The sequence below is a fragment of the Leisingera sp. ANG-M7 genome, assembly GCF_000813965.1.
In the GTDB taxonomy this organism is placed as follows: domain Bacteria; phylum Pseudomonadota; class Alphaproteobacteria; order Rhodobacterales; family Rhodobacteraceae; genus Leisingera.
On record NZ_JWLI01000004.1, the window covers coordinates 144,390 to 167,957 of the forward strand.

Below are 23,568 nucleotides of genomic sequence, written 5' to 3' on the forward strand. Positions count from 1 at the left end.
AACTGTCAATGAAATTGAGAATGATTTGCAAAAGCGGGTCGTTCCTGCCGAAGCGCTTACTGCGGATAGCGAGGCTTTCTGCGTGGACCTTCACCCGTGATCGCCGTCAGCGACAGCGTATGATCCATATTCTTCATCCGGTGCCGCAGCATCTGCCGGGTCAGCCGGTTGAGATCATCTGCATATGCAGCCTGCCCGACCACATTCTCCAGTTCCCCCTGCCCTTGACCATCAAACAGCATCGGCGGCAGGTCGGCGGCGAACTCAACCAGAGTGAACCTCTCGTCCCGCAGGATGCCCAGGCAGGAATCGCTGGCGGTAGTTCCCAGCTCCTGCTGCCACAGGGTCGGCGCCAGCGGCTCCGAGAAATCCAGCTCGGAGAAGGAATACTGCCGCCAGTCCTTTGGCGTCTCCCCCCGCAGGAGCGGCAGCAGCGACCGCCCGTCCATGGAATTCGGAACCTCCTGCCCCACCCATTCCAGGATGGTGGGTGTTACGTCGATTGACTCGGTGATGTGATTGAGACTGGCGCCCGCGTGTACCTCGTTACCCGGCATCCGGATGATGAGCGGCGTGTGATAGGCGGCGTCATAGACCGTCATCTTGCCCCAGGAATGGCGGTCACCCAGCATCTCGCCATGGTCAGCGGTGATTACCACCATGGTGTTGCCGTACTGGCCGCTGTCCTTCAGGAACCGGATGACGCGCCCGACATGATGATCCACTTCCGTCGCCAGGCCCAGGTAGACCGCCCGCAGGGTCTGAATGTTCTCATCCGAGGACTCCAGATCCGGAAAGCCCTCGACAAAGCTGGCGGCGGTGGTTTTGCGCAGCAGCGGGCCGAAGAACGGGTGCTGACCAGCCTCCAGTTCCGCATTGGCCAGCCGCTGCGGCAGCGGCAGGCTGGCCGGGTCGTACATGCTGTTATAAGGCGCCGGCGCCACCAGGGGCGGGTGCGGGCGGATATAGGTCAGATGCGCAAACCAGCTGTCCTTTCCATGGGCCGGCATCGTGTTCAGGAAGGAGTTGGTGAGGAATGCGGTATCGCTGTCTTCCGCAGCGTACAACGCCGGGTCGTTCAGCCTGGGTGCTCCGCCATCAGGTGAGACTGGTTTGTAGACGTCCCAGTAGTTTTCGAAGTCATAGCCCCGGCTCATCAGATGCGACTGCCACGGGTAGGACATCTCCAGCCGCATCTCGGTCACTTCATGAAACCCGTTCATCGGGTATTCATAGGTCCGGAGTGCCGGATCGTTGGCGTCAAATGCGCGGGGGTCCTGCGATGTGTCGGTATAGCCGAACAGCATCGGGAGATAGCCGGCCTTGCGCATCTCGGTGGCGATGTTCGGCGTGTCGTGGCGCAAGGGCGTGCCATTGCGGACCGAGCGGTGGTTCATGGCGTACTGCCCGGTCAGGATCGACGCGCGCGACGGCCCGCAGGGGTTGGTCACAGAAAAATGCCGGTTGAACGTTACCGCCTCCTGCATGAAGGCGCGGATGTTCGGCAGGTCCACGTGCTCTGCCAGAGCGCCCGACAGGCAATCCGCGCGCAGCTGGTCAATGATGATGAACAGGACATTCCGGTTTTCGGGGCGTGCGGCAGGCATCCGGGCTTCCTCGCTGGAGCAAATCAGGTTTCCGGAGACAATCTGTGGCAGCCTGCGCGCGGATTACAAGCGCAGACTGCGCCGCTCCCGTGGGGCAGCCTGCCGCAGGTTGCCAGCTGGCAATTCCCGGACAATTTTAGCGGTCAGTCCGCAAGCGGCAGAGTGAACAGTTTACCGAACTGCGGCTGCGGATCTGTCACGCCTGCCAGCCGCAGCATGTGCCAGCCCAGCGCTTGGTTACTGGAGATGACCGGCACACCCGTCTGAGCCTCAATCCCGGGTATGATCCGCAGGCAGCGCAGGTTGGTGCAGGAGATCACGATTGCATCGCAGTCTCCCTGACCGGCGACCTGGGCGGCTGCCTCAGCAATTGCCGACTCGGAGATCCGGGCCACCACCCGGTCGTCCATCTGCTCGAACGATCCGAAGCCTGCAATGTCAAAACCTGCCGCTTCCAGCTTGGCGCGCATCTGCGCCGAAACTTCCGGCAGGTATGGTGTTACAAATCCAAACCTGGCAGCGCCCAGCGCCTTGCCTGCCGCGATGATGGCGGCCAGCGGATCGGTCACCTTGGCGTTCGGCAGAACGGTCTGCACGGCCTCAGCCACCTTGGCGGAGCCGATCACGGTCGAGGCCGAGGTGCAGCCATAGCCGATCACGTCAAAGTCCGGCGTGGAGGGAAACAGCCGCGCCGAAGCAGGCAGGTCTGCCTGCATCTGCGCCAGCGTCTCCGGGCGCACCTCCGGCACCATCGGGATGCGGCTGTGATAGAGCGCCACGCCCGGTTGCGCCATCATCCGGGAGAATTCCGGCTCCAGCGTTTCGTCGGTCTCCAGCACGATCACACCCAGGGTGGCGCGGCTGCCAATACCTGCCTCCGTGTCATAGGGGAGCTTCATGGCGCGGGGCCTCCTTCAGATCACCGGCAGTTCCGGCGCGGCACGGACGGTCAGCAATTCTGCGCCGTCCGCACGCACCACGATGTTTTCTTCATGCACCATGATACGGCCATCGCCATAGCCGAGCGAGGGTTCCAGCGTCAGCACCATGTTTTCCTCAATCACGGTCTCATCGAATGCCGCATGCGAGGGCCATTCGGTCAGCTGCATCCCCAGCCCATGGCCGAGACGCCCAACGTCACCGCCCTGATCGTCCATTTCGGCAATCACGGACTGCATCGCCCGGAACAAATCACGGCAGGTGGCGCCGGGTTGGGCTGCAGCAATACCTGCTTCTGTGGCGCGCCACAGCACATCATAGGCGCGGCGCGACAGATCATCAGCGCGGCCGATGGCGAAGTTCCGGTCGAAGTCGCAGAAATACCCATCCCAGGTGGCGCCGGTATCCAGCATCACGATATCGCCTGCCTGCAGCGGCCGTGTGGTCGGCGGCGAGATCACGTCGCTGTAGCCGCCCTGATCAGCACCGCCGACCAGATAGGGCACGTCATCCGCCCCCTGCGCCAGCGCCTCGCGCCGGAAGGCGCGGAACAGATCCTCGAACGGCTGCCCTGCATGGGAGATCTGCGGCACTTGGGCAAAGGTGCGGGAGCCAATGCCGCAGATGTAGCGCAGCTTTTCAATTTCGGCTGCGGATTTCACCATCCGCAGGCCGCGCACCAGCGGCGTGGCATCCGCCACCTTGAGCCCCGGCAGCCCCGCGATCAGCCGCTCGTAGTCCCCCAGCGGCATTCTGAGCGAAGTTTCGTGCCCCTTCATCAGGCCAATGGTACCCCTGCGCCCGGCAATGGGCGCGAGCAGCTCTGTCAGCAGGCTGATGCCATCATCCTGCGGAGCCGGCGCGCTCCAGGTGCGGATGTCCTTGATCCAGGTCCGGCGCATCAGGTCCGCGCCGATCTCTGGAATGATGGCAATCGGTTTGCCCGCAGGCGGCACGAACAGGAACCAGGGCCGGGTCGGGCTTTGCCAGAACAGCGTGTGGAACCCGCTGAAATAGCGCACCTCCGGTTCTGTCAGCAGCAGCAGCCCGTCCAAGCCCTGCGCCGCCATAAGCGCCTGAGCCTTTTCGGTGCGCGTGGCGAATTCCGCCTCGGGGAAGCCGCGCACAGGCGCGTCAGACATGGTCTTTGCCTTCCATGATCGCGGCAAAAATCGCCGGGTCGGTGACACCTTCGGAGCCGATCAGCAGCACTCGGGAGGCTTCATCGAGACCCAGGGTAGCCTTCATTTCCGGCGACTGGCAGGCGGCGATCAGGGCAGACAGACCCGCTACCGCGCTTTCGCCTGCCTCCACCACCGGATCGCCGGTTTCGGCATTTGCCAGCAAGCGCACCGCGGGAGCTACAATACTGTCAGGGATCGTCACGAAGTCCGCAGCCTCCTCGGCCAGGATTTCCCAAGCCATTTCCGACGGCTCGCCGCAGGAGAGGCCCGCCATGATGGTTTCCTCCTGAATGGCGAAATTGGTCGCCTTGCCGGCTTTGGCACTGTCGAACAGGCAGGCCGCCAGCTCCGGTTCGACAATCACAACCCGCGGGGAAGCCGCACCGTAGAACTGCCGCAGCGCCGCAGCGACCGATGCCGCCAGGCCGCCAACGCCCCCCTGAAGGAATACGTGGGTCGGCGCCTGTGCCATTGCCTCGCAGGCCTCTCGGGTCATCACACTATAGCCTGCCATCACGTCGCGCGGCGGCTCTGTGTAGCCTTCCCAGGAGGTGTCTGAGACCACAAACCAGCCGTTTTCCTCCGCCTCTTTCTTGGCCAGCAGGACGGATTCGTCATAGTCGCCTGTAATGCGGATCACTTCGGCGCCCAGTTCGCGCATCGCCAAGGCGCGCCCCTCGCTGACCTCGGCATGGATGTAGATGCGGCAAGGCGCGCCGAACCGCTGGCAGCCCCAGGCCAGAGAACGGCCATGATTGCCGTCTGTGGCGGAAACCAGGGTGATCCCGGCACAGGCGTCCTTGTGGGCACCGTTGCGGATTTCCTCCAGGCTGACGTCCCGGCCCAGCTGTTTGCTCAGCTCGCGCTGGAGCACCCGCAGCGCCGCATATGACCCGCCCAGCGCCTTGAAGCTGCCGAGGCCAAACCGAGGGCCTTCGTGCTTGTAGTCGATCCGCCCGACGCCAATCTGTCCGGCCAGACCCGCCAGGGACACCAGCGGCGTCGCCTCATAACCCTCCCAGGCGGTGATCTCCGCCTGCGCATTCGCAAAATCCTGCTCAGACAGAACCGAATAGGCCGCTTCTACGGTGTTCGGATTTCCCGCCGCATGGCGGATGGCAACGTTAAATTTTCCAAGCATGCTCAGTCCTTTCCCACGGGCAGCCGGTCACGCACCAGCTGCACCCAGAACTCTGCGCCAATCGGCAGCAGAGCGTCGTTAAAATCATAATCCGCCGAATGCAGCGGCTGGCCGCACGGCCCTTCTTCGCCGTTGCCCAACAGCAGGAAGCAGCCCGGGACGGCCGCCGAGAAATGGGCGAAGTCTTCGGAAAAGCTCATCGGCGGGCGGTTACGGACCACTTCGCGGCCTGCAGCCTCACCAGCGCGGTAGACAGCCTCCGCCGGACCATCTGCGTTGATGGTTTCGACGAACTCGGTGTTGAAGCTCACTTCGGCTTCGACTGCATGCGTCGCGGCAACACCGGCTGCGATCTGGCGCATGAAGCGCTCAACCGCCTCACGGTCTTCGGGAACGCGTGCTCGCACGTCTCCCTTAAGCACGGCGTGACCCGGAAGCACATTACGCTGACCGTCGGTCAGAAATTCCGTCACAGACACCACGGCCCCGGACCCGGGCGCCAGTTTGCGCGCCACGATGGTTTGCAGCGCCAGCACCATTTCGGCACCGACAGTGATGGCGTCCACCCCTGCCTGCGGCATTGAGGCGTGGCCTCCCTGGCCTTGGATCGCGATTTCGAACAGGCTCTCGCTGTTGCAAATCTGGCCGGAGCGGGTCGAGATCTGCCCTACCGGTGCGCCCGGCAGATTATGGATCGCATAAACCTCTTCAATCGGGAACTGCTCCAGCACGCCCTCAGCAATCATCGCCTGGGCGCCCAGCCCGTGTTCTTCGTTGGGCTGGAAGATCAACACGACAGTTCCGTCAAACCCCTGCTCCTGCACCAGCCGTTCGGCGGCGCCCAGGAGCATTGCCATATGCCCGTCATGACCACAGGCGTGCATCTTGCCTGGTGTTTCCGAGACATAGCCATGGGTCGAGATTTCGGTGATCGGAAGCGCGTCCATATCCGCCCGCAGTCCGATGGCACGGTTTCCGCCGCCAGCACGCAGCAGCCCTATAACGCCAGCGCCTTCATGCACCTCCAGCCCCAAGTTGCGCAGATGCTCCGCAATCTTGGCCCTGGTGCGCTCCTCCTGAAAGCCAAGCTCAGGGTGGCGGTGGAAATCCCGGCGCAGTGCAGTCAGGCGGTCCTGAAATGTGGTCATCAGCGCTCTCCAAGCCGTTTGCAGCGACATTAGGCTGCAAACTGCGACTTGGTGCATAGAATTCAGGCCGTCAGAAGACGATTTTCGTCCTTGTTTCGGTATTTCGTGTCGAAACTCGTACTGCGGTGGTGGCCGCTGACTTTAGATTTCTTCCCCCTTTTCCAGCAGTTCCTCGATCAGCTGCCGCTGAATCCCCGGACTGTCGCCGCCGCCAAACTGCATGGCCCCGCCGGTATAGAGCGTGCCATAGGTCCGGGCGATATTGACTGTTTGGCCGAGCGAAGAAATCAGCTGGTCCTTCTCGAGCGGTGACAGCGGATGAATGAAGACCGCCCAGAGCTGCCCCTTGGCCACCGCGTAGCGCGCGTCCAGCGCGGTGTCGAAATTCGCCTGCATCATCCGCATCAATTCCTCTGCCGTCAGTCCTTCGGCAGGGCGCAAGGGAACCATCGCCCGCATACGGTCCGCTGCCGGGTCAGTAACCACCAGCACCGGAACACCTGAGATCGTCAGCTGGAACCCGCGCCCCACGGGCTGCGCTGCGTCATCGAGGGCAAAGAGGATCCGGCCCAGCCGCTCATAATTCATCGGCGGCTCGGGCTCCTCCTGCGCCAGCGCAGGCGCCGCCAGAAAACCCGCCACAAAAACTGTCCTTAGCCAAGCCATGGAAACACCCCTTTTCAGCATTCCCTCTCAGGCTAATGCGCTCTAGCTCAGGCCGCCATGCACAGATGAGTGATCCGCGAACCGCTGATGCAGCGTGCAGTTGGAAGCGTTCTGCACAATCAGCCGAACGGACAAAAGGCGGGCGAGTCTGAAATTTCATCCTGTCCGCCGCTGGACCGCAGCTGGTGCTTCAGCTGCAGGCCTTGCCGATCAACTGGTGCTCAGGGCAGTTTCTCGCCGGCCTCGCGGCGGGCCTCAATCACGGCCATCGCCTTTGCCAAGGCTTCCTCGATGCTCAGATCGCTGGTGTCGATCAAGATTGCATCCGCCGCCGGACGCAGCGGCGCCTCGGCCCGGTTCATGTCACGATCGTCACGGGCTTTCACGTCGCCCAGCACTTCCTCAAGGGTTGTCACCTTGCCTGCCGCGGCCAGTTCCAGGAACCGGCGGCGTGCACGCACTTCGGCGCTGGCGGTTACAAAGAACTTTACTTGCGCGTAGGGGCAGATCACGGTGCCGATGTCGCGCCCGTCCAGCACTGCGCCGCCCGCCCGCCGGGCAAAGGCGCGCTGAAAATCGACCAGTGCGGCGCGCACCTCGGCGATCACCGCAACTTTGGAAGCGGCCTGTGCCACCTCCGGCCCGCGCAGGTCGTCACGCGCCAGATCCTCAGGCGTCAGGTTCTGCGCAGCCTCCACCGGTGCAGCTCCATCCAGCATTTTTGCTCCGACGGCACGGTACAAGAGGCCGGTATCCAGATGGCCGAAACCATAGTGAGCCGCGAGCGCCTTGGACAATGTGCCCTTGCCTGCGGCGGCGGGGCCGTCGACGGCTATGGTGAAGCTTTCGCTCATGTGCGCTCCAGCTTGGCGCCCAACCCACCCATCAGGCTTTCAAAGATCGGGAAGGAGGTGGCAATCGGGCTGCCGTCGTCAACAGAGACCGGGTTCTGCGCACCCATGCCCATGACCATGAAGGACATGGCAATCCGGTGGTCCAGGAAGCTCTCGCAGGTGCCGCCGCCCGGTACGCCATCGATGCCGAGACCGGTGACTTCCCACCAGTCATCGCCTTCTTCGACAGTGACGCCATTGGCGCGCAGGCCCTTGGCCATCGCGTCGATGCGGTCGCTTTCCTTGACGCGCAGTTCCTTGACGCCCGCCATCATGGTCTTGCCTTCCGCGAAGGAAGCCACCACCGACAGCACCGGGTATTCGTCGATCATCGAGGCCGCGCGCTCCGGCGGCACTTCGATGCCCTTCATATCGGGCGAGTACTTGGCGCGCAGATCGGCAACCGGCTCGCCGCCCTCCTCGCGCATGTTCTCGAACGTCAGGTCGGCGCCCATGTCCTGCAGGGTGTAGTAGAGGCCCGCGCGGGTCGGGTTGAGGCCGATATTCGGCACCAGCACGTCGGAACCGGGGGTGATCAGCGCCGCACAGACAGGGAAGGCGGCGGAGGACGGATCGCGCGGCACGGCGATGACCTGCGGCTTCAGCTCCGGGCGGCCGGTCAGGGTGATAACGCGGCCCTCGTCGGTTTCCTCGGTGGTGATCTCTGCGCCAAAGCCTGCCAGCATCCGCTCGGTATGGTCGCGGGTGGCTTCCTTCTCAATCACCACGGTCTTGCCCGGTGCATTGAGGCCAGCAAACAGCACCGCTGACTTCACCTGCGCGGACGGAACCGGCACCTCATAACGCACCGGAACCGGATCGGCAGCCCCTGCGATAGTCATCGGCAGACGGCCGCCAGAGCGGCCCACGGACTGGGTGCCAAACAGCGCCAGCGGATCGGTCACCCGCGCCATCGGGCGCTTGTTCAGGGAGGCATCGCCAGTGAAGGTCGCGATGATCGGCGAAGTGGCCATCACCCCCATGATCAGCCGAACCCCGGTGCCGGAGTTGCCGCAGTCGATCACATTGTCAGGTTCCGCAAAGCCGCCGACACCGACGCCAAACACCGACCAGTTGCCGCCGCCGTGATTGACCACCTCTGCGCCAAAGGCCTGCATCGCCTTGGCGGTGTCCAGCACGTCCTCGCCCTCCAGCAGGCCGGAGATCTTGGTTTCCCCCACCGACAACGCACCCAGGATCAAAGACCGGTGCGAAATTGACTTGTCACCGGGCACCTCTGCCATGCCCTTGAGCGGGTCAGCACGGTGAGAGGTCATCGGGATGGGCGTGCCGTGTCCGGACATGGGGCTTCCTTCGTCTGTCGGTCGTTCGTCTGTTCGTTTGCGCTATCGGTAACGGATTGGGTCTGGCCGGTCCAGCGTAATTGGCTTCAACCTAGGCGGCGGAAGGTCAGGTAATGCGGGGTGCGCCCCTCGCGCAGAGCCTTCTGCTCGTAGCGGGTGGAGATCCAGTCATCCCAGGGCTGGCGCCAGTCATTCGGTCCTTCGGCCAGCCATTCGAATCCGGCCTTTGGCACTTCCTCCAGGGTCTGGCGAACGTAGTCGGGAATATCTGTTGCCACCCGGAAGATTGCGCCGGGCTCAAGGCAGCGGGCCAGCGGCTCCAGATGTTCCTGCGTCACAAAGCGGCGGCGGTGGTGGCGCGCCTTAGGCCAAGGGTCGGGGTACAGCAGGAAGGCACGGGAGATGGACGCCTCCGGCAGCACATCCATCAGATCGCGCGCATCGCCGGGGTGCACGGCGATGTTGTCCGCGCCCGAATTGCGGATCTTGCCCAGCAGCATCGCCACGCCATTGATGAAAGGCTCCGCCCCAATGATACCGACATCTGGGTTGCTGACCGCCTGATGCACCAGATGCTCGCCGCCGCCGAATCCGACCTCCAGCCAGACATCCTTGCCACCGAACAGCGCTTCAAGATCCAGCGGCGTGCGGTCCGGGTTTTCCTCCCAGCCGACAGCACCGGGGCTGAGGCTCGCCAGATCCTCGTCAAGGTACCGCTTCTGGCTGTCCTTCAGCGTTTTGCCCTTGAAGCGGCCGTAAAAGTTGCGCCAGGGCGCGCCGCTGGCGTGTTTGTCGGCCGCATTTTCTGCTGCGGGCCGGGCGTCCTTGGACTGGTCGTCGCGTGGCTTCTGGTCGCCGGACATGCGTCTGGCCTCCTGTTCAGGGCATCTACGAAAAAGGCTGGCCGCTCCTCTGCCGCAAGCAGGCCGCCGGGTCAACCCGGCGAAGGCTGTTGCCCCGCATCCAAAGGCAACAGCCGTGCAGGCGGCTGGCCAGGGAGGAGGCCCTGTTCAGTATCCTCTGGAAGACCGGACCGGAATTCCCGCAGAACCCCCGCGGCGATCAAGCGCAGCCTGCTCGGGTACCATTCCCGGTCTGACCCGGTGCGCAGAGTCTCGATTGCAAAACCGGGGTCAACCCCACGCGCCACCATGTAGCTTAGATGGTCGTGAATCTCGCGTTGTGTGTCTGCATAAATCCATGCGCCGAACTCAAACGGTGTTGCCCAGCGCTGCTCCTTGCGCTCACTCCGGTAGTATTCATGCACAGCCGGGGCGGGCCAACTCCGCTGGTGAAACCCGATCCGCGAACCCTCGGTCATTCGCCGCCGGTTGCCGGCCAGAAAAACATCGACACAAGCGCTGACGCATTCCCCGTCAACCAGAGTATCGAGATCATACGCCAAAACCAGCCCGGCGATTTCCTCGCCGCCGTACACGCTGCCGCCCACACTATTGAGTTGCAGTTCGGAAATGGCTGGATTCTCCGCCAGTATGAGGCGCAGCCGGTCGGCGTCCACGTCCGTAATCTCTGCGGCTTCCCCCGGCTCATTAATGTCGGTGTCATAGACAAGCGTGGTGCCCTGCAGACTGAATTTGCGCGGCAGTGTTTCCTTCGCGGCCAGTTGCAGCGGCAAGAGCAGACAAAAGAGAATGCACATCAAACGCAGCATCACGCCCCCGGTGGCTGGTTATCATCCGCCGCAGTATGGCGCAGCCTGCCCGTATGCTCCAGATTTTTCAGTGCAGCAGGATTGCCCGAGATTTCCCGCGCAAAACGTGCGTGCAACTTTCCTGGTCATAGCGCGCTGCTGCAGGCCCTGTCCGATTGGGAAGCGGGGCATTCTTGAAGGCAGCGGCGGAGGCAAAACCTTGACATGCAACGAAAAAGCGGGCCTTGCGGCCCGCCTTGGTTCCCTTGAACGCTGGCTCAAACTGCCTTCTTCAGAGCCTCAACCAGATCCGTGCGTTCCCAGCTGAAGCCGCCGTCGGCTTCCGGATCGCGTCCGAAATGGCCATAGGCTGCAGTGCGCTGGTAGATCGGTTTGTTGAGGCCAAGATGCGAGCGGATGCCACGCGGGGTCAGGTCCATAACCTGGTCAATTGCGCGTTCGATCGCCGCAGGATCAACCTCGCCTGTGCCATGGGTTTCGGCATAAATCGACAACGGCTTGGAGACGCCGATGGCATAAGACAGCTGGATGGTGCATTTCTCAGCCATGCCTGCGGCCACCACGTTCTTGGCCAGATAACGCGCAGCATAGGCCGCCGAGCGGTCCACCTTAGTCGGATCCTTGCCGGAGAAGGCGCCGCCGCCGTGCGGAGCCGCGCCGCCATAGGTGTCGACGATGATCTTGCGCCCGGTCAGGCCTGCGTCGCCATCCGGGCCGCCAATCACGAACTTACCAGTCGGGTTCACGTGCCACTGGGTGGCATCTGTCAGCCAGCCTTCGGGCAGGGTTTCGCGGATATAAGGCTCGACAATGGCGCGGATGTCCGCAGAGGTCAGGCTTTCGTCCAGATGCTGTGTCGACAGCACCAGAGAGCTGACGCCAACCGGCTTGCCATTCTCATAAACCACAGACAGCTGGGATTTCGCGTCCGGGCCTAGCACCGGTTCGGTACCGTTCTTGCGCACTTCGGCCAGGCGGCGCAGGATCGCATGGCTGAACTGGATCGGGGCTGGCATCAGCGCGTCGGTTTCATTGGTGGCAAAGCCGAACATAATGCCCTGATCGCCGGCCCCTTCGTCCTTTTCGCTCGAGGCATTGACGCCCTGTGCAATATGGGCGGACTGTTCGTGCAGCAGGTTTGTCACTTCCACGGTTTCGTGGTGGAACTTGTCCTGCTCGTAGCCGATGTCCTTGATGCATGCGCGGGCGATGTCCTCAATCCGGCCCATGTAATCGTGCAGCTTGTCCTGATCGGACAGCCCGACCTCCCCCCCAATGACGACACGGTTCGTGGTGGCGAAAGTCTCTGCCGCCACGCGCGCTTCGGGCTCTTCCGCCAGGAAAGCGTCGAGAACCGCGTCGGAAATGCGGTCGCAGACCTTGTCCGGGTGGCCTTCGGAAACCGATTCCGAAGTGAAGGTGTAGTTCGTACGGGTCATGAAAAGTGCTCCATTGGTTTATCCTTGCCACGCCAGGAAGCCGTTGTGGCAGGTATCAAGCCGCAGTACGCGGCCCATCCGCGCGGGTCAATCTATATTCCAATAGAGTTAAGCTGCTATGACCGCGGCGCAAGAGCGCGGGACAGAAAGATTGCCGCACCTGCAAAAAAGAAACACAGCAGCAGCACAGGCCAGTCCCCGGTCCGGCTGTAAAGCGTCGGCGGCAGCGGTGCAGGCAGGGCTGCATCTATAAAGCCTGCCTCTCCCAGCGGCAGTTGGTCCAGCATCGCCCCGTCCGGCCCAATCATGGCTGAGACACCGGTGTTGGCTGCCCGGATCATCGGCAGCCCCTGCTCCAGCGCCCGCATCCGCGCCTGCACCAGGTGCTGATAGGGGCCTGAACGGGTGCCGAACCAGGCGTCGTTGGTGATCTGCACCAGCATGTCTGGACGGATTTCGGCGGCGTTCACATCTTGGGGGAAAACGGCTTCATAGCAGATCAGCGGCAAGGCACTGCCAATGGGCAGATCCATCACCCGGGCACCCGGGCCAACAGCGTAACCTGCCCCGGCCTGGGAGGCGAACCCGTGGATCCCGAAGCGGGCCATGAAGTCGCCGAAGGGCACATACTCCCCGAACGGCACCAGATGTGCCTTGTCATATGAAGCGGCCGGCAGTCCGTCTGAATCCAGAAGCACCGCAGAGTTATAGTAGGCGCCGCTCTCCTCCCGCTGGATACCCAGCAAGACCGGGACACCGCCGGCCCGTTCGGAAATGGCCTGCAGCGTGTCACCGGCGTAATTCAGCAACTGCGGCACCGCGGTTTCCGGCCAGGCGATCATGTCAGGTCGCGGCTCCTCGGCTGAAAACGCCAACGCGCGGCGGACAAACTCCCACCTGTGTTCGGGGTGCCATTTCAGGTTCTGCGGCGCATTGGGCTGAACGATACGCACCACACGGTCCGTCCGCACAGTCTCCCCGGGGGAGGGAACTCCAACAACTGCGGCCAAGGCCACCCCCAGCGGCAGCATGGCGGCTGCAGGATGTGCCCGCAGCAAGGCGAGCGGTAAAAACGCCACAAGCGTCAGCAGCGCCAGTCCCTGCGGCCCAGTCCACGGCAGCAGATTGGCGGCAGGCGTATCAATCCAGAACTGACCGAAAGCGGCCCAGGGAAAACCGGTCAGCAGATAGGCGCGGGCAAATTCTGCCAGCGACCATACCGCCACCAGCATCGGAAGACGCACCACTCCACGGCTGAGACGGGCGGAGATGCCAAAAGCTGCACCCCAAAAAAGAGCAAGGCCAGCGGCAAGAAAGACCAGCGCAAAGGGGGCCATCCAGGCGTGGCGCTCTGGGTCGACCTGAAACGGCTCAATGATCCAGGAGAGGCCGAAAGTGAAATACCCCAGTCCGAACAGCCAACCTGCCAGAGCGGCGGAGCGGGTGGAGTGCGCATGCATCACCAGCCAGCCAGCCGCGGCCAGCGCGACCGGCAGCCCGATCAGCATATGCCAGGGAGCCAGCGCCAAGGACAGCAGCGCGCCGCTGCCAAAGGCCAGAGCCGCTTGGACCAGACGCAACTGGCGCGCGGCCTGCCGCAGCCCAAGTGCCATCATGCAGCAGCGTCCGGCAACCGTACCCGCAGCCGCTTGATCCGGCGCGGGTCAGCATCCATGACTTCGAACTCGGCGCCCTCGGGGTGTTCGATCACCTCGCCCCGGGCAGGCACCCGGCCGGACAGCATAAAGACCAGACCGCCAAGCGTGTCGATCTCTTCCTCGTCCACGTCATCGTGGCTGGTCAGTGAATGGCCTGTCTCTGCTTCGAACTCCGGCAGCGAGGTACGGGCCAGAGCGATATAGCAACCGGGCTTTTCCTCAAACCAGGTCTGGTGTTCATCGGCGTCGTGCTCATCTTCGATTTCGCCCACCACCTGTTCGATCAGATCCTCGATGGTAACGAGGCCGTCCACGCCGCCGTATTCGTCAATCACCAGCGCCATGTGGCGGCGTTCCGCCTGCATCTTGGTCAGCAGAACCCCGATCGGCATCGACGGCGGCACGAACAGCAGAGGACGCAGCATCTTGGAGAGATCGAACTCCGAGGTGCCGCCGTTGAACCCATGTGTCAGCGAAAAATCCTTGAGGTGGACAAAGCCCAGCGGCGTGTCCAGTGTGCCCTCGTAAACGGGAATGCGGGTAAAACCGCTTTGCCGGAAAATGCCGACCAGATCATCCTTGGCGACAGTGACCGGCACAGCGGCAATTTCGGCAGAGGGGATTGCGACGTCTTCAACCCGCATCCGGCGCAGGTTGATCATGCCGTGCGGACCTGATCCCGGCGCAGGCTGCTCGCCGCCGGTGTCCTGGCCGTCTTGCGGGTCGGCGCTGAACACATTGCGTAGCCGCGTCCACAATCCGGTATTTTCAGAGGCCGGAGCATCCGCCGCCGTGCCATTGATGTCCTGCAGCGCGCCCTGCGCCGCGTTAGAACTGCCTTCTATGTCGCCCATCTTTCCATTCCAAAAACCCCGGTCACGGGGCGTCCTAACTATTATATGGGTTCGCGATACCCAGTTTGCCAAGTAGCAGGATCTCAATCCCTTCCATCAATGCGGCATCGCGGTCACGAATGTGATCATAGCCCAAAAGATGCAACAGCCCGTGAATGATCAGATGGCGGGTATGATCGGCCAAGGATTTACCCGCCTCGGCAGCTTCCCGGGCGCATGTGTCAAAGGAAATGGCAATGTCGCCCAGCGGGATTTCCCCAGTAAAATCAGCCTCCGGCGGCATAGGGGCGCCGCCATCTTCCGCTGCTGACAACTCCTCTGCTGGCCAACTCAGAACATTGGTGGCTTTATCCTTTTCCCGGAATTCAGCATTCAACTCAGCAATGCGCGGATCAGCGCAGGCGAGCAGCGAAATTTCGCAGTCTTCCGGGTCGAGTGTGAAATGCGCCAGCACAGCTGCAGTAGCTTCCTCCGCCAGCGCAGCGAGCCCGGCGTCCTGCCAGCGGCTGTCTTCGATAGTGATGTCGAGCGTCATGGTACGGTTGAACAAGCCGGGGCCAGCCCCGCGCCCTCGGAATATTTTCTCAAAGATGAAGCCCGATTGAGTGCTACTTTCAGGCCGGTGTCGAATCCGCGTCATAGGCCTCAATGATCGCGGCCACAAGCGGGTGGCGCACCACATCACGGGCAGTGAAGTAGTTGAAGCTGACCTTGGGAATGCTTTTCAGCAGCCGTTCGGCGTCGGCCAAGCCCGATTGCACCCCGCGCGGCAGGTCGACCTGAGAGCGGTCCCCAGTGATCACCATGCGCGAGCCCTCACCCAAGCGGGTCAGAAACATCTTCATCTGCATGGTGGTGGCGTTCTGCGCCTCGTCCAGCACCACAAAGGCGTTGGACAGCGTGCGACCGCGCATGAAGGCCAGCGGCGCGATCTCAATCCGCTTGTCTTCGATCAGCTTGGCCAGCTGCTTGCCCGGCAGGAAATCGTTAAGCGCGTCGTAAAGCGGCTGCATATAGGGGTCGACCTTGTCCTTCATGTCGCCGGGCAGGTAACCGAGCTTCTCTCCCGCTTCCACCGCCGGACGCGACAGGATGATGCGGTCGACATGGCCGGTGATGAACATGGAAACGCCCACAGCGACGGCCAGATAGGTCTTGCCGGTACCAGCGGGGCCAATACCAAAGGCCAGTTCGTGTTCAAACAAGGATTGCACATAGGCCTTCTGCGCATCGGTGCGCGGCTCCACCAGCTTTTTACGGGTCTTGATCTCCACCCGGCCACCGCGGAACATTTGCAGCTGACCGTCGGGTTCGGCGTCATCGGTGTCCGGCCCCATGCGCAGCTCGCGGTCTATGTCTCCGCTTTCGACGCTGCGGCCGGTTTCCAGCCGGTCATAAAGAGCCGTCAGAACCCCTGCAGCCTGTTCCCGTGCGGAATCCTCGCCCATTACGGACAACTGATTGCCGCGGCGGACAATCTGCACCCCCAGTTTTTGTTCAATGTCAGCCAGGTTGCGGTCATATTCGCCGCACAGGTCGATCAGCAATCGGTTGTCAGGAAATTCCAGCAGAACTTCGTGGGTTGCGGTCTGGGTCTGCGGGTCATTCAGGGCGCTGATGGCCAAGCTGATCTCCTCAATCTGGCGTTGCCCCTTCAGTCTGCCTCTGCGGCAGCGTTTGCGCAAGCAGGCGCTGCGCAAAATCACATTTTTGAAACAAAAACAGCCGCCCCTGAGGGCGGCTGCAAATCAAGCAAGTTGTATGTCTCAGATCGGGTCGCCAAAGGTCGAACCGTCCTTGAAGGGGCCGGTCGCCAGGGTGGGCGGAATGTCGCTGTTGCAGACCGGCTTCCCATCGGGCGTGCGGCGGAGGTCAGCGTAGCCCTCAAGCCCATCGTCAATAATCCAATGTTCACAGCCGTTCGGATCAACCCAGATACCGGCGGTCAGGTTGGACAGATGATTGTTGCTGCCATCGCCAACATGACCATCCCGGGTTTTATCTAATGCTTCGCTGCAGGCTCCAAGCAGGGAAATCACCGCAACAAGACCAAGTGTTCTTTTCGTCATCATGATTTTCCCCCTCAGCGCAGGCAAAAGATTTCGACACGGCGGTTCTGCGCCATGTTGACAGCGCTGTTGTTAGGCACCCGCGGATCGCGCTCGCCGTAGGCCCGCACGCCTGCAATACGCGCACCGGCCGAGCGGCCAACCGCAGCCACGGCATTTGCACGGCGTTCGGAAAGGCGGATGTTGTATTCATCCGGTGCTCTGCTGTCGGTATGGCCCGCAACGATGAAAGAGCGCGCACCGTTGCTCTGCGCCTGCTGGAAGAACTGGCGCAGGCGCTGTTGGCCTGCTGCATTGATGTAATGCCTGTCAGTGGCAAAGAACTGATCCGTCGGCATCACGCCGCAGATATTGCCGCGGCGGCAAACGGGTTTGCCATCTGGTTTGACATGCGGAGTCATATAGCCTTCAGCGCCATCGTCCATTACCCAGTGCTCACAGCCATCCGGATCGACCCAGATAGTCGGCACATAGCGTTCACCTTTGATGGTTCGCTGCTGTGATTGGGCGCTCGCAGGCGCAGCGGCGATGCTGAGCGCAGCCGCGGCAGCAGCGGCCAGCGCAAACGCCTTGTGCAGTTTAAATGTCAACACAACCAAAATTCCTTCACCTAAGTCCCCCCAGGGAGCTGTCTCAAACCTGGCCACCCCATAGGCCATAAGAGTAAATCTATCTGATTTTAAGTTAAAACGTTCCCAAAATCGGGCGAATGCACAAGCGGATTAAACGCCTTCGCAAGACACTCAACCCAACTCCGCAGAATTGTTGCCGAACGCGAAGCAATCGCGCCAGGAGAATTTTCCGGAGTGCTCCGGACTTGGGGCTGCCCCGGCCGGTCGCCGGGGCGATTCGCCGAGCGCCACGAGACCTCAGCTGATCAGCTCACCAGCCAGGGAGTTTGCTCCGGATGACACAATACGGACCCGGGCAAGTTCGCCAATACCGCGGCTGCAATCAGCGACGTGCACAGCATGCAGGTAGTCGGATTTCCCCACCATCTGCCCGGGCAAGCGCCCTGCCTTTTCAAACAGCACACCGACTTCACGGCCAACCATGCTGTCCTGCACTTCGCGCTGTTGACGGGTCAGCAAGGCTTGCAGGCGTTGCAGCCGGTCGTCTGCGGCTGCAGGGTCCACCTGAGCGCGCTCCGCCGCTGGCGTGCCGGGGCGGGTCGAATACTTGAAGGAATAGGCAGTGCCGTACTTCACCTCTTCCACCAGGTCCATGGTAGCTTGAAAGTCTTCCTCGGTCTCTTCCGGGAAGCCGACAATAAAGTCGCCGGAGATCAGAATGTCAGGCCGCGCGGCGCGGATGCGCTCGATCAGGCGGATGTAGCTTTCAGCAGTGTGGGAGCGGTTCATCCGCTTGAGGATCTTGTCGGAACCCGCCTGCACCGGCAGGTGCAGATAAGGCATCAGCTTGGCGCAGGTGCCATGCGCCTCGATCAGATCGTCCTGCATGTCGTTCGGGTGGCTGGTGGTGAAGCGGATACGCTCCAGACCGTCGATCTTGTCCAGTTCCCAAATGAGCTGCGCCAAGGTCAGGTCTCCGTTAGGGCCTGCGCCGTGATAGGCGTTCACGTTCTGGCCCAGCAGGGTGATCTCGCGCACACCGCGCTCCACCAGATCGCGGGCTTCGGTCAGGATGCGGTCCGCCGGGCGGGAAACTTCGGCACCGCGGGTATAAGGCACGACGCAGAAAGCGCAGAACTTGTCGCAGCCTTCCTGCACCGTCAGGAACGCGGCCGGGCCGCGCTTGGCCTTGGGACGGTTCTTGAGCTTCTCGAATTTGTCTTCCTCGGGAAAATCGGTGTCGAGCACTTTCTCCCCTTCGCGCGCCTTGGCTTCCATCTCCGGCAGGCGGTGATAGCTTTGCGGGCCGACCACCAGATCGACCAGCGGCTGGCGGCGCATGATCTCCTCGCCTTCGGCCTGGGCGACGCAGCCAGCGACGCCGATCTTCAGATCTGGCTTCTCAGCCTTCAGTCCCTTGAAGCGGCCCAGTTCAGAATAGACCTTTTCCGCCGCCTTTTCCCGGATATGGCAGGTGTTGAGCAGGATCATGTCGGCGTCATCTGCCGATTTCGTCTCAATGTAACCTTCGCCGCCCAGCGCCTCGGCCATACGTTCGCTGTCATAGACATTCATCTGACAGCCATAGGTCTTGATAAACAGCTTTTTCGGGGCGCTCATGCAGGTCAGCCTTCCAGCCAGGGTGGGTAAACAGCGGCTTGCAATACAGGCAAATGCCGCTGCTTGCAATGGAGCGGCATTTACCCGATTTTGACTGCAAAGGCCAGAAAGGCAGGGCAGACCAGCATGATGTATTCCTCGCTGAAGGATTTCCTGAAACAGGGCAAACCACTACTGGCCAAGGGACCGGTGGCGCTGGTCTTCATTGAAGATGAAACAGAGACAGCCACCACCCTGCGCCACCACCTTCAATGCGGCTTCAAGGTCGTGGTGGCTTTGATGCCGGATGCCTTTGACCTGCCGCCGGATGTGCGCGCCATGGTGCATCGGGTGCCTTTTGACTGCGGGTCGGAAGGGGCAGTCACAGGCGCCATCAATGCCGTTATCGCTGCGGCTGAACCGGGCTGCTGGCTCTACTACTGCTATAACGCGGAATTCCTGTTTTACCCGTTTTGCGAGACGCGCGGGATCGGAGAGATGCTTGCTTTTCACACCGAGGAACGCCGGGATGCGATGCTCACCTATGTAATTGACCTCTATGCCGGCGATCTGGATGCTTGCCCCAGTGCCGTGTCGCTCGAAGAGGCATATCTCGACAAATCCGGTTACTATGCGCAGTCCCGGCAGGATCCGGAAACCGGGCACCCGCGCGAGCGGCAGCTGGATTTCTTCGGCGGTGTTCGCTGGCGCTTCGAAGAACACATCCCCGCTGCCAGCCGCAAAATCGACCGGATTTCACTGTTCCGCGCCAAACCGGGTCTGCAACTGCGGCTGGATCACACATTCAACGACCAGGAGTACAATACATATGCGTGCCCTTGGCACCACAACCTGACAGCCGCGGTCTGCTCTTTCCGCACCGCCAAGGCGCTTAAGCGGAATCCGGGTTCCACCTTCGATATCGAAACCTTCCGCTGGCATAACTCAGCACCGTTTGAATGGCATTCGCGCCAGCTTCTGGATCTGGGACTTATGGAACCTGGTCAGTGGTTCTAAGGCGGGCGCATCAACCTCCTCTCGCCGGGCTTTCAATCCCGGCACCCGGTGAAACCCGCCTTCATTTTCCCTCGCGCAAGTTGCCTTGTTTTTCAACACAGCTGGAGACGCTTCAAAGCGGCGATTGAAGAAGCCGCACCCCGAGAATGCGGCATGCGGCTTCTTCGCGTCACCTTTTCCCTGCCACGATCCGGTCGAGGATCAGGGCGCAGAACAGAATCGCAAGGCCTGCCAGTATCCCTTGGCCGGCGGCGGCGTATTGCAGCGCTTCCAGCACGTCCTCGCCCAGCCCCTTGGCTCCGATCAGCGAGGCCACCACAACCATTGCCAGCGACAAGAGAATAGTCTGGTTAACGCCAGCCATGATCGTCTTGTGCGCCAGTGGCAGGTCCACCCGCCACAAAAGGTAGCGCGGAGTGGCACCGAAGGCGAGCGCGGCTTCACGAACGGTTTCGGGCACCTGCTGCAGGCCCAGCACAGTGAATCGGATCACCGGCGGGCTTCCGAAGATCATGGTGGCAACCACGCCCGCGGGCTTGCCGGAGCCGATGAAGGCGACCACCGGGATCAAATAGACGAAGGAGGGCATCGACTGCATGAAATCGAGCACCGGGCGCACCACCGCAAACACCCTGGGGCGGCGGGCGCAGTAAATGCCGAGCGGGATCCCCAGGGTGATCGAGATCAGCGCTGCAGCGCCCAGGAGGGCAATGGTGGTCATCGCTTTTTCCCAGAAGTCCAGCAGGCCGAGATAGGCCAGCGCCGCGCCGGTGAAAATCGCCACACGGGCGCCTGCGGACAGGTAGGCCAGCATTACTATGACCAACGCCACCACCGGCCAGGGGGTATCGACCAGCACCACCTCGATCCAGTCCAAAAGCGTGCGCATGCCGGCGGTCAACCCGTCAAAGAACCCGCGGCCGGAGGTCTTGGTCCAGTCGAACATAGCCTGCACCCCGTCGCCGACGTTCAGCCGCCAGTCGCGGTTTGTGGGGAAGGCGTTCAGCAGCGAAAAGGCATCAGGCATCGCGAATTTCAGCGCCGACAGCACAACCACGGCGGCGGCCAGCACGGAGGAGACGATCAGCCGCGGCAGTGACCAGCCGCTGGCGACGCGGCGGTCGGAGCGCCAGCGGGCAAACTGCCCCTCCAGCGTCCAGTTCGCCAGCGACGCCGCCAGGAACTTGACCGCCAGCAGCAGCGCCGCGCCGGCGATCAGGTAGATGGTTCCGCTGGCATTGGCCGCTGCCGCGGCCTGCTGTGCGCCGGCCAGCGCCGCCTCCAGCGACTCTGCCGCGCGTTTCAGGGACTCGAGCGAGGACGCGCCCGAGGCCTCGGCTGCAGCGATTTGCTGGTGCCGGAGATCCAGTGTCTGGGCGATCTGCTCCGCGCGCAGGCGGGAGTCCCGGCCGAGGTCGCCGAACAGCCCCATTGCAATCTGGATATAGGCCAGCGTTTCCAGCAGCAGAAAGCCCAGGAACCAAGACCACAGGCCCCGCGCGCCGAACCAGACCGGTCCCAGCAGCGCGGCGGCGCGGTTCAGGGTGAAACGGTAGCCGGGTGCCTCCATCATGTAGGAGAAAACGCGCTGGTAATAGGCCTGCGACTGGCCGGAGAATTCTGCCACCAGCGCATTCAGGCGCCCGGCGGTCTCTGGTTGGATCTGTGATTGGTCGATGTGCTTCATCACCCTTCTCCTTACGCCTGGCTGTCCTGAATGGCGCGGATCAGGCCCGCGCGGTTAATCACCCCGACGGTGGCGCCGTCATCCGCCACCTTGACGATGCCGTGGCCGTCCACCGCCAGCTCCATCAGGTCGCTGAGGTCCATGTCAGGCCGCGCCTCCCTGGCATCTGCGGGCAGGGCGCCGTGGGTGGCTTCGAACTCGGCCACCGGTTTCATCACCGAATGGGCGAAGATCATGTTGAGTTTTGAGATGCCAGCCACGAAATCCGACACGTAGTCATCCGCCGGGTTGAGGATGATTTCTTCCGGCGTGCCGATCTGCACGATGCGGCCGTCCTTCATGATGGCAATGCGGTGGCCGATGCGGATTGCTTCATCAAGGTCATGGGTGATGAACATGGTGGTCTTGCCCAGTTTTCGGGAAAGTACCATAAACTGGTCCTGCAGCTGCTTGCGGATCAGCGGGTCCAGTGCTGAAAACGGTTCGTCCATCAGCAGGATCTCCGGGTCCGAGGCAATGGCGCGCGCCAGCCCCACCCGCTGCTGCATACCGCCCGACAGCTCATGGGCGTATTTGTCCTCCCAGCCCGACAGCTCCACCAGTTCCAGCACCCGGTCGGCTTCCTCCCAGCGGCGGGCCTTTCCGGTGCCGCGGATTTCCAGCGGCATTGCCACGTTATCGCGCACCGTGCGGTGCGGCATCAGGCCGAAGTTCTGGAACACCATGGCGACGCGGCGGTTGCGCAAGTCGCGCAGGCCTTCGGCGTTCAGCCCCATCACATCGTCGCCGTTGATGTAGATATGGCCGTCGGTCGGCTCCAAAAGCCGGTTCACATGGCGCACCAGCGTCGATTTTCCGGAGCCCGACAGGCCCATCACGCAGAACAGCTCACCGCGTTCGATCTGGAAGCTGGCGTCCGCTACTCCGACCACGCAGTTGAACCGCTCCAGCACCTGCGGCTTGGTCAGCCCTTCGGAGTGAATGGCCTTGAGCGCCTCGGCGGAGCGTGCGCCAAAGATCTTCCAGACGCCGCGTGCGTCGATTGCAATTTCCTTTTCCATCCGGACCCCCGTCTAACTTAAGGTAGGTGCCCCGACGGCAGACCGCAGCCGGGGCGCGCGTGTGGGAGGACGCGTTATTTCAGGCCGAGCCAGGTATCCACGGTTTCGCCATTGGCAGCGATCCAGTCGGCCACGACTGCGTCGATTTCATTGCCTTTGACCACCACCTCGTAGGTGAGTTCGGACAGGGCGTCGGCGCTCATGTCGATGCTGGACAGGAAGGAGGCGGCGGCCGGGTTGCGGTCCTTCAGCGAGCTGGAATAGGCCACGGTCACGGTCTTGACCGGCTCGCCGGTGGAGATGTGCGAATTGTTGTACCAATCAGCATCCTGATCCGGCTGCACCATCTTGTAGGTGGCCGTATCATGCTCCGGCTCTTCCAGTATGGTCACGTCATAGAGCGCGTGAACATAGTGCGGCGCGTAGCAATAGAAGGCAGCGCCCTTCTCCTGATCGACCAGATCCTTGAGCCGGGAATAGAACACGGTTTCGTCTTCGGTGGTCGGGGTCAGGAAGGTTTCGATTCCGTAGTCGCGCACCCGCACCTTGAAGGTGTTGGTCGAGGCCCAGCCGGAGGCGCCGACCCAGACCTCGCCCATGCCGTCGCCATCGCTGTCAAACAGCGCCTGCGCCTCGGGAGTGGCCAGGTCGAAAATCGATTTGATGTTGTGTTTTTCGACCATGTAGTTGGGCACACAGATGCCCGCACGGCCTTCGTAGCTGCCGGAGGACAGCGCCACGGTGCCTTTCTGGCTGACATATTCATCGGTGAAGGAGGCCTGGTTCGGCAGCCAGACATCCGGGTGCACGTCGATGTCGCCTCGGCCTCCGTCCATCGAGGCAAAGATCACCGCGTTGGCGCCGGGGGCATAGCCGGCCTCGCTGCCGAGGCGGGTTTCGATCACTTGGCCGATGATCCGGCTCATGATCTTGGCGCCGGGCCAGCTGGGCTCGCCCACCATGACTTTCTCCTGTGCCGTGGCAGCAGTGGCTGCGGCTGCTCCCAGGGCGGCAATGGCAGTGGCGAACATAACTTCTTTCATCGGTTCTCTCTCCTG

Annotated in this window: 22 protein-coding genes and 1 riboswitch; of the genes, 1 reads left to right on the forward strand and 21 read right to left on the reverse strand. The window is 62.2% G+C overall.

From position 1 onward, the window contains the following. Positions 1-56: 56 nt before the first annotated feature. The 18 genes from RA26_RS05185 to miaB all read right to left on the reverse strand — a co-directional run bounded on the left by RA26_RS05185 (position 57) and on the right by miaB (position 18,766). Complete coding sequence (locus RA26_RS05185; protein WP_039180872.1) at positions 57-1,607, reverse strand: alkaline phosphatase family protein; 1,551 nt, start codon at positions 1,605-1,607, stop codon at positions 57-59. Positions 1,608-1,750: 143 nt separating this feature from the next. Continuing rightward, the gene (locus tag RA26_RS05190) at positions 1,751-2,506 is read right to left on the reverse strand and encodes a maleate cis-trans isomerase family protein (protein ID WP_039180875.1); all 756 of its coding nucleotides are present in this window, start codon (positions 2,504-2,506) and stop codon (positions 1,751-1,753) included. A 15-nt stretch (positions 2,507-2,521) separates the two neighbouring features. Continuing rightward, complete coding sequence (locus RA26_RS05195) at positions 2,522-3,688, reverse strand: M24 family metallopeptidase (RefSeq protein WP_039180878.1); 1,167 nt, start codon at positions 3,686-3,688, stop codon at positions 2,522-2,524. Further along, the gene (locus RA26_RS05200) at positions 3,681-4,871 is read right to left on the reverse strand and encodes a diaminopropionate ammonia-lyase (RefSeq protein ID WP_039180880.1); all 1,191 of its coding nucleotides are present in this window, start codon (positions 4,869-4,871) and stop codon (positions 3,681-3,683) included. Before RA26_RS05200 ends, RA26_RS05195 begins: the two co-directional genes overlap by 8 nt. A 2-nt stretch (positions 4,872-4,873) precedes the next feature. Continuing rightward, a complete protein-coding gene (locus RA26_RS05205; protein ID WP_039180884.1) occupies positions 4,874-6,019 on the reverse strand; it encodes an amidohydrolase in 1,146 nt (381 codons plus the stop codon). A 141-nt stretch (positions 6,020-6,160) separates the two neighbouring features. Next, on the reverse strand, positions 6,161-6,685 hold the full coding sequence (locus RA26_RS05210) for a hypothetical protein (protein ID WP_039180886.1): 525 nt from the start codon (positions 6,683-6,685) through the stop codon (positions 6,161-6,163). 221 nt (positions 6,686-6,906) lie between these two features. Next, on the reverse strand, positions 6,907-7,539 hold the full coding sequence (locus tag RA26_RS05215) for a (d)CMP kinase (RefSeq protein ID WP_039180889.1): 633 nt from the start codon (positions 7,537-7,539) through the stop codon (positions 6,907-6,909). Continuing rightward, the gene (gene aroA / locus RA26_RS05220; protein WP_039180893.1) at positions 7,536-8,882 is read right to left on the reverse strand and encodes a 3-phosphoshikimate 1-carboxyvinyltransferase; all 1,347 of its coding nucleotides are present in this window, start codon (positions 8,880-8,882) and stop codon (positions 7,536-7,538) included. Before aroA ends, RA26_RS05215 begins: the two co-directional genes overlap by 4 nt. A gap of 86 nt (positions 8,883-8,968) precedes the next feature. Next, the gene (trmB, locus tag RA26_RS05225; RefSeq protein ID WP_039180895.1) at positions 8,969-9,745 is read right to left on the reverse strand and encodes a tRNA (guanine(46)-N(7))-methyltransferase TrmB; all 777 of its coding nucleotides are present in this window, start codon (positions 9,743-9,745) and stop codon (positions 8,969-8,971) included. Positions 9,746-9,816: 71 nt separating this feature from the next. Continuing rightward, complete coding sequence (locus RA26_RS05230) at positions 9,817-10,554, reverse strand: COG3904 family protein (protein ID WP_039180898.1); 738 nt, start codon at positions 10,552-10,554, stop codon at positions 9,817-9,819. Positions 10,555-10,811: 257 nt separating this feature from the next. Continuing rightward, positions 10,812-11,993 (reverse strand): methionine adenosyltransferase, encoded by a 1,182-nt coding sequence (gene metK, locus RA26_RS05235; protein ID WP_039180901.1) that lies wholly within the window; start codon positions 11,991-11,993, stop codon positions 10,812-10,814. Positions 11,994-11,999: 6 nt separating this feature from the next. Next, positions 12,000-12,048: riboswitch (SAM-SAH riboswitch) on the reverse strand. A gap of 61 nt (positions 12,049-12,109) precedes the next feature. Then, entirely contained in the window at positions 12,110-13,609 is a 1,500-nt protein-coding gene (gene lnt, locus RA26_RS05240) for an apolipoprotein N-acyltransferase (protein ID WP_039180904.1), read from the reverse strand. Continuing rightward, the gene (locus tag RA26_RS05245; RefSeq protein WP_039180907.1) at positions 13,606-14,505 is read right to left on the reverse strand and encodes a hemolysin family protein; all 900 of its coding nucleotides are present in this window, start codon (positions 14,503-14,505) and stop codon (positions 13,606-13,608) included. The genes lnt and RA26_RS05245 overlap by 4 nt, the downstream gene beginning before the upstream one ends. A gap of 34 nt (positions 14,506-14,539) precedes the next feature. Beyond that, a complete protein-coding gene (ybeY, locus tag RA26_RS05250) occupies positions 14,540-15,040 on the reverse strand; it encodes an rRNA maturation RNase YbeY (protein ID WP_039181050.1) in 501 nt (166 codons plus the stop codon). 79 nt (positions 15,041-15,119) lie between these two features. Continuing rightward, positions 15,120-16,130 (reverse strand): PhoH family protein, encoded by a 1,011-nt coding sequence (locus tag RA26_RS05255; RefSeq protein ID WP_052272322.1) that lies wholly within the window; start codon positions 16,128-16,130, stop codon positions 15,120-15,122. 141 nt (positions 16,131-16,271) lie between these two features. Then, on the reverse strand, positions 16,272-16,577 hold the full coding sequence (locus RA26_RS05260) for a hypothetical protein (protein WP_039180910.1): 306 nt from the start codon (positions 16,575-16,577) through the stop codon (positions 16,272-16,274). Positions 16,578-16,588: 11 nt separating this feature from the next. After that, positions 16,589-17,167, reverse strand: coding sequence for an OmpA family protein (locus RA26_RS05265; RefSeq protein WP_039181056.1), 579 nt, complete (start codon positions 17,165-17,167; stop codon positions 16,589-16,591). 276 nt (positions 17,168-17,443) lie between these two features. Further along, positions 17,444-18,766, reverse strand: coding sequence for a tRNA (N6-isopentenyl adenosine(37)-C2)-methylthiotransferase MiaB (miaB, locus tag RA26_RS05270; RefSeq protein WP_039180913.1), 1,323 nt, complete (start codon positions 18,764-18,766; stop codon positions 17,444-17,446). 126 nt (positions 18,767-18,892) lie between these two features. Here miaB and RA26_RS05275 point away from each other — a divergent pair, with 126 nt between their 5' ends. Next, a complete protein-coding gene (locus tag RA26_RS05275; protein ID WP_039180916.1) occupies positions 18,893-19,762 on the forward strand; it encodes a hypothetical protein in 870 nt (289 codons plus the stop codon). 169 nt (positions 19,763-19,931) lie between these two features. Here the strand turns inward: RA26_RS05275 and RA26_RS05280 are convergent, their stop codons facing one another. The 3 genes from RA26_RS05280 to RA26_RS05290 all read right to left on the reverse strand — a co-directional run bounded on the left by RA26_RS05280 (position 19,932) and on the right by RA26_RS05290 (position 23,553). Next, positions 19,932-21,449 carry an ABC transporter permease gene (locus tag RA26_RS05280; RefSeq protein WP_039180919.1) on the reverse strand — a complete coding sequence of 506 codons (1,518 nt, stop codon included), beginning with the start codon at positions 21,447-21,449 and terminating at the stop codon, positions 19,932-19,934. A gap of 11 nt (positions 21,450-21,460) precedes the next feature. Then, entirely contained in the window at positions 21,461-22,510 is a 1,050-nt protein-coding gene (locus RA26_RS05285) for a quaternary amine ABC transporter ATP-binding protein (RefSeq protein ID WP_039180922.1), read from the reverse strand. Between the two features lie 74 nt (positions 22,511-22,584). Beyond that, positions 22,585-23,553, reverse strand: a complete 969-nt coding sequence (locus RA26_RS05290; RefSeq protein ID WP_039180927.1) for an ABC transporter substrate-binding protein — start codon at positions 23,551-23,553, stop codon at positions 22,585-22,587. Positions 23,554-23,568 lie beyond the last annotated feature (15 nt).

Excerpts from the sequence above, each read along its gene's own strand:
- trmB (WP_039180895.1), bottom strand. The coding sequence starts at position 9,745 with ATGTCCGGCGACCAGAAGCCACGCGACGACCAGTCCAAGGACGCCCGG.
- RA26_RS05245 (WP_039180907.1), bottom strand. The coding sequence starts at position 14,505 with ATGGGCGACATAGAAGGCAGTTCTAACGCGGCGCAGGGCGCGCTGCAG.
- metK (WP_039180901.1), bottom strand. The coding sequence starts at position 11,993 with ATGACCCGTACGAACTACACCTTCACTTCGGAATCGGTTTCCGAAGGC.
- RA26_RS05230 (WP_039180898.1), bottom strand. The coding sequence starts at position 10,554 with ATGCTGCGTTTGATGTGCATTCTCTTTTGTCTGCTCTTGCCGCTGCAA.
- RA26_RS05200 (WP_039180880.1), bottom strand. The coding sequence starts at position 4,871 with ATGCTTGGAAAATTTAACGTTGCCATCCGCCATGCGGCGGGAAATCCG.
- miaB (WP_039180913.1), bottom strand. The coding sequence starts at position 18,766 with ATGAGCGCCCCGAAAAAGCTGTTTATCAAGACCTATGGCTGTCAGATG.
- lnt (WP_039180904.1), bottom strand. The coding sequence starts at position 13,609 with ATGATGGCACTTGGGCTGCGGCAGGCCGCGCGCCAGTTGCGTCTGGTC.
- RA26_RS05290 (WP_039180927.1), bottom strand. The coding sequence starts at position 23,553 with ATGAAAGAAGTTATGTTCGCCACTGCCATTGCCGCCCTGGGAGCAGCC.
- ybeY (WP_039181050.1), bottom strand. The coding sequence starts at position 15,040 with ATGACGCTCGACATCACTATCGAAGACAGCCGCTGGCAGGACGCCGGG.
- RA26_RS05275 (WP_039180916.1), top strand. The coding sequence starts at position 18,893 with ATGATGTATTCCTCGCTGAAGGATTTCCTGAAACAGGGCAAACCACTA.
- RA26_RS05195 (WP_039180878.1), bottom strand. The coding sequence starts at position 3,688 with ATGTCTGACGCGCCTGTGCGCGGCTTCCCCGAGGCGGAATTCGCCACG.
- RA26_RS05185 (WP_039180872.1), bottom strand. The coding sequence starts at position 1,607 with ATGCCTGCCGCACGCCCCGAAAACCGGAATGTCCTGTTCATCATCATT.
- aroA (WP_039180893.1), bottom strand. The coding sequence starts at position 8,882 with ATGTCCGGACACGGCACGCCCATCCCGATGACCTCTCACCGTGCTGAC.
- RA26_RS05260 (WP_039180910.1), bottom strand. The coding sequence starts at position 16,577 with ATGATGACGAAAAGAACACTTGGTCTTGTTGCGGTGATTTCCCTGCTT.
- RA26_RS05280 (WP_039180919.1), bottom strand. The coding sequence starts at position 21,449 with ATGAAGCACATCGACCAATCACAGATCCAACCAGAGACCGCCGGGCGC.
- RA26_RS05210 (WP_039180886.1), bottom strand. The coding sequence starts at position 6,685 with ATGGCTTGGCTAAGGACAGTTTTTGTGGCGGGTTTTCTGGCGGCGCCT.
- RA26_RS05285 (WP_039180922.1), bottom strand. The coding sequence starts at position 22,510 with ATGGAAAAGGAAATTGCAATCGACGCACGCGGCGTCTGGAAGATCTTT.
- RA26_RS05215 (WP_039180889.1), bottom strand. The coding sequence starts at position 7,539 with ATGAGCGAAAGCTTCACCATAGCCGTCGACGGCCCCGCCGCCGCAGGC.
- RA26_RS05205 (WP_039180884.1), bottom strand. The coding sequence starts at position 6,019 with ATGACCACATTTCAGGACCGCCTGACTGCACTGCGCCGGGATTTCCAC.
- RA26_RS05190 (WP_039180875.1), bottom strand. The coding sequence starts at position 2,506 with ATGAAGCTCCCCTATGACACGGAGGCAGGTATTGGCAGCCGCGCCACC.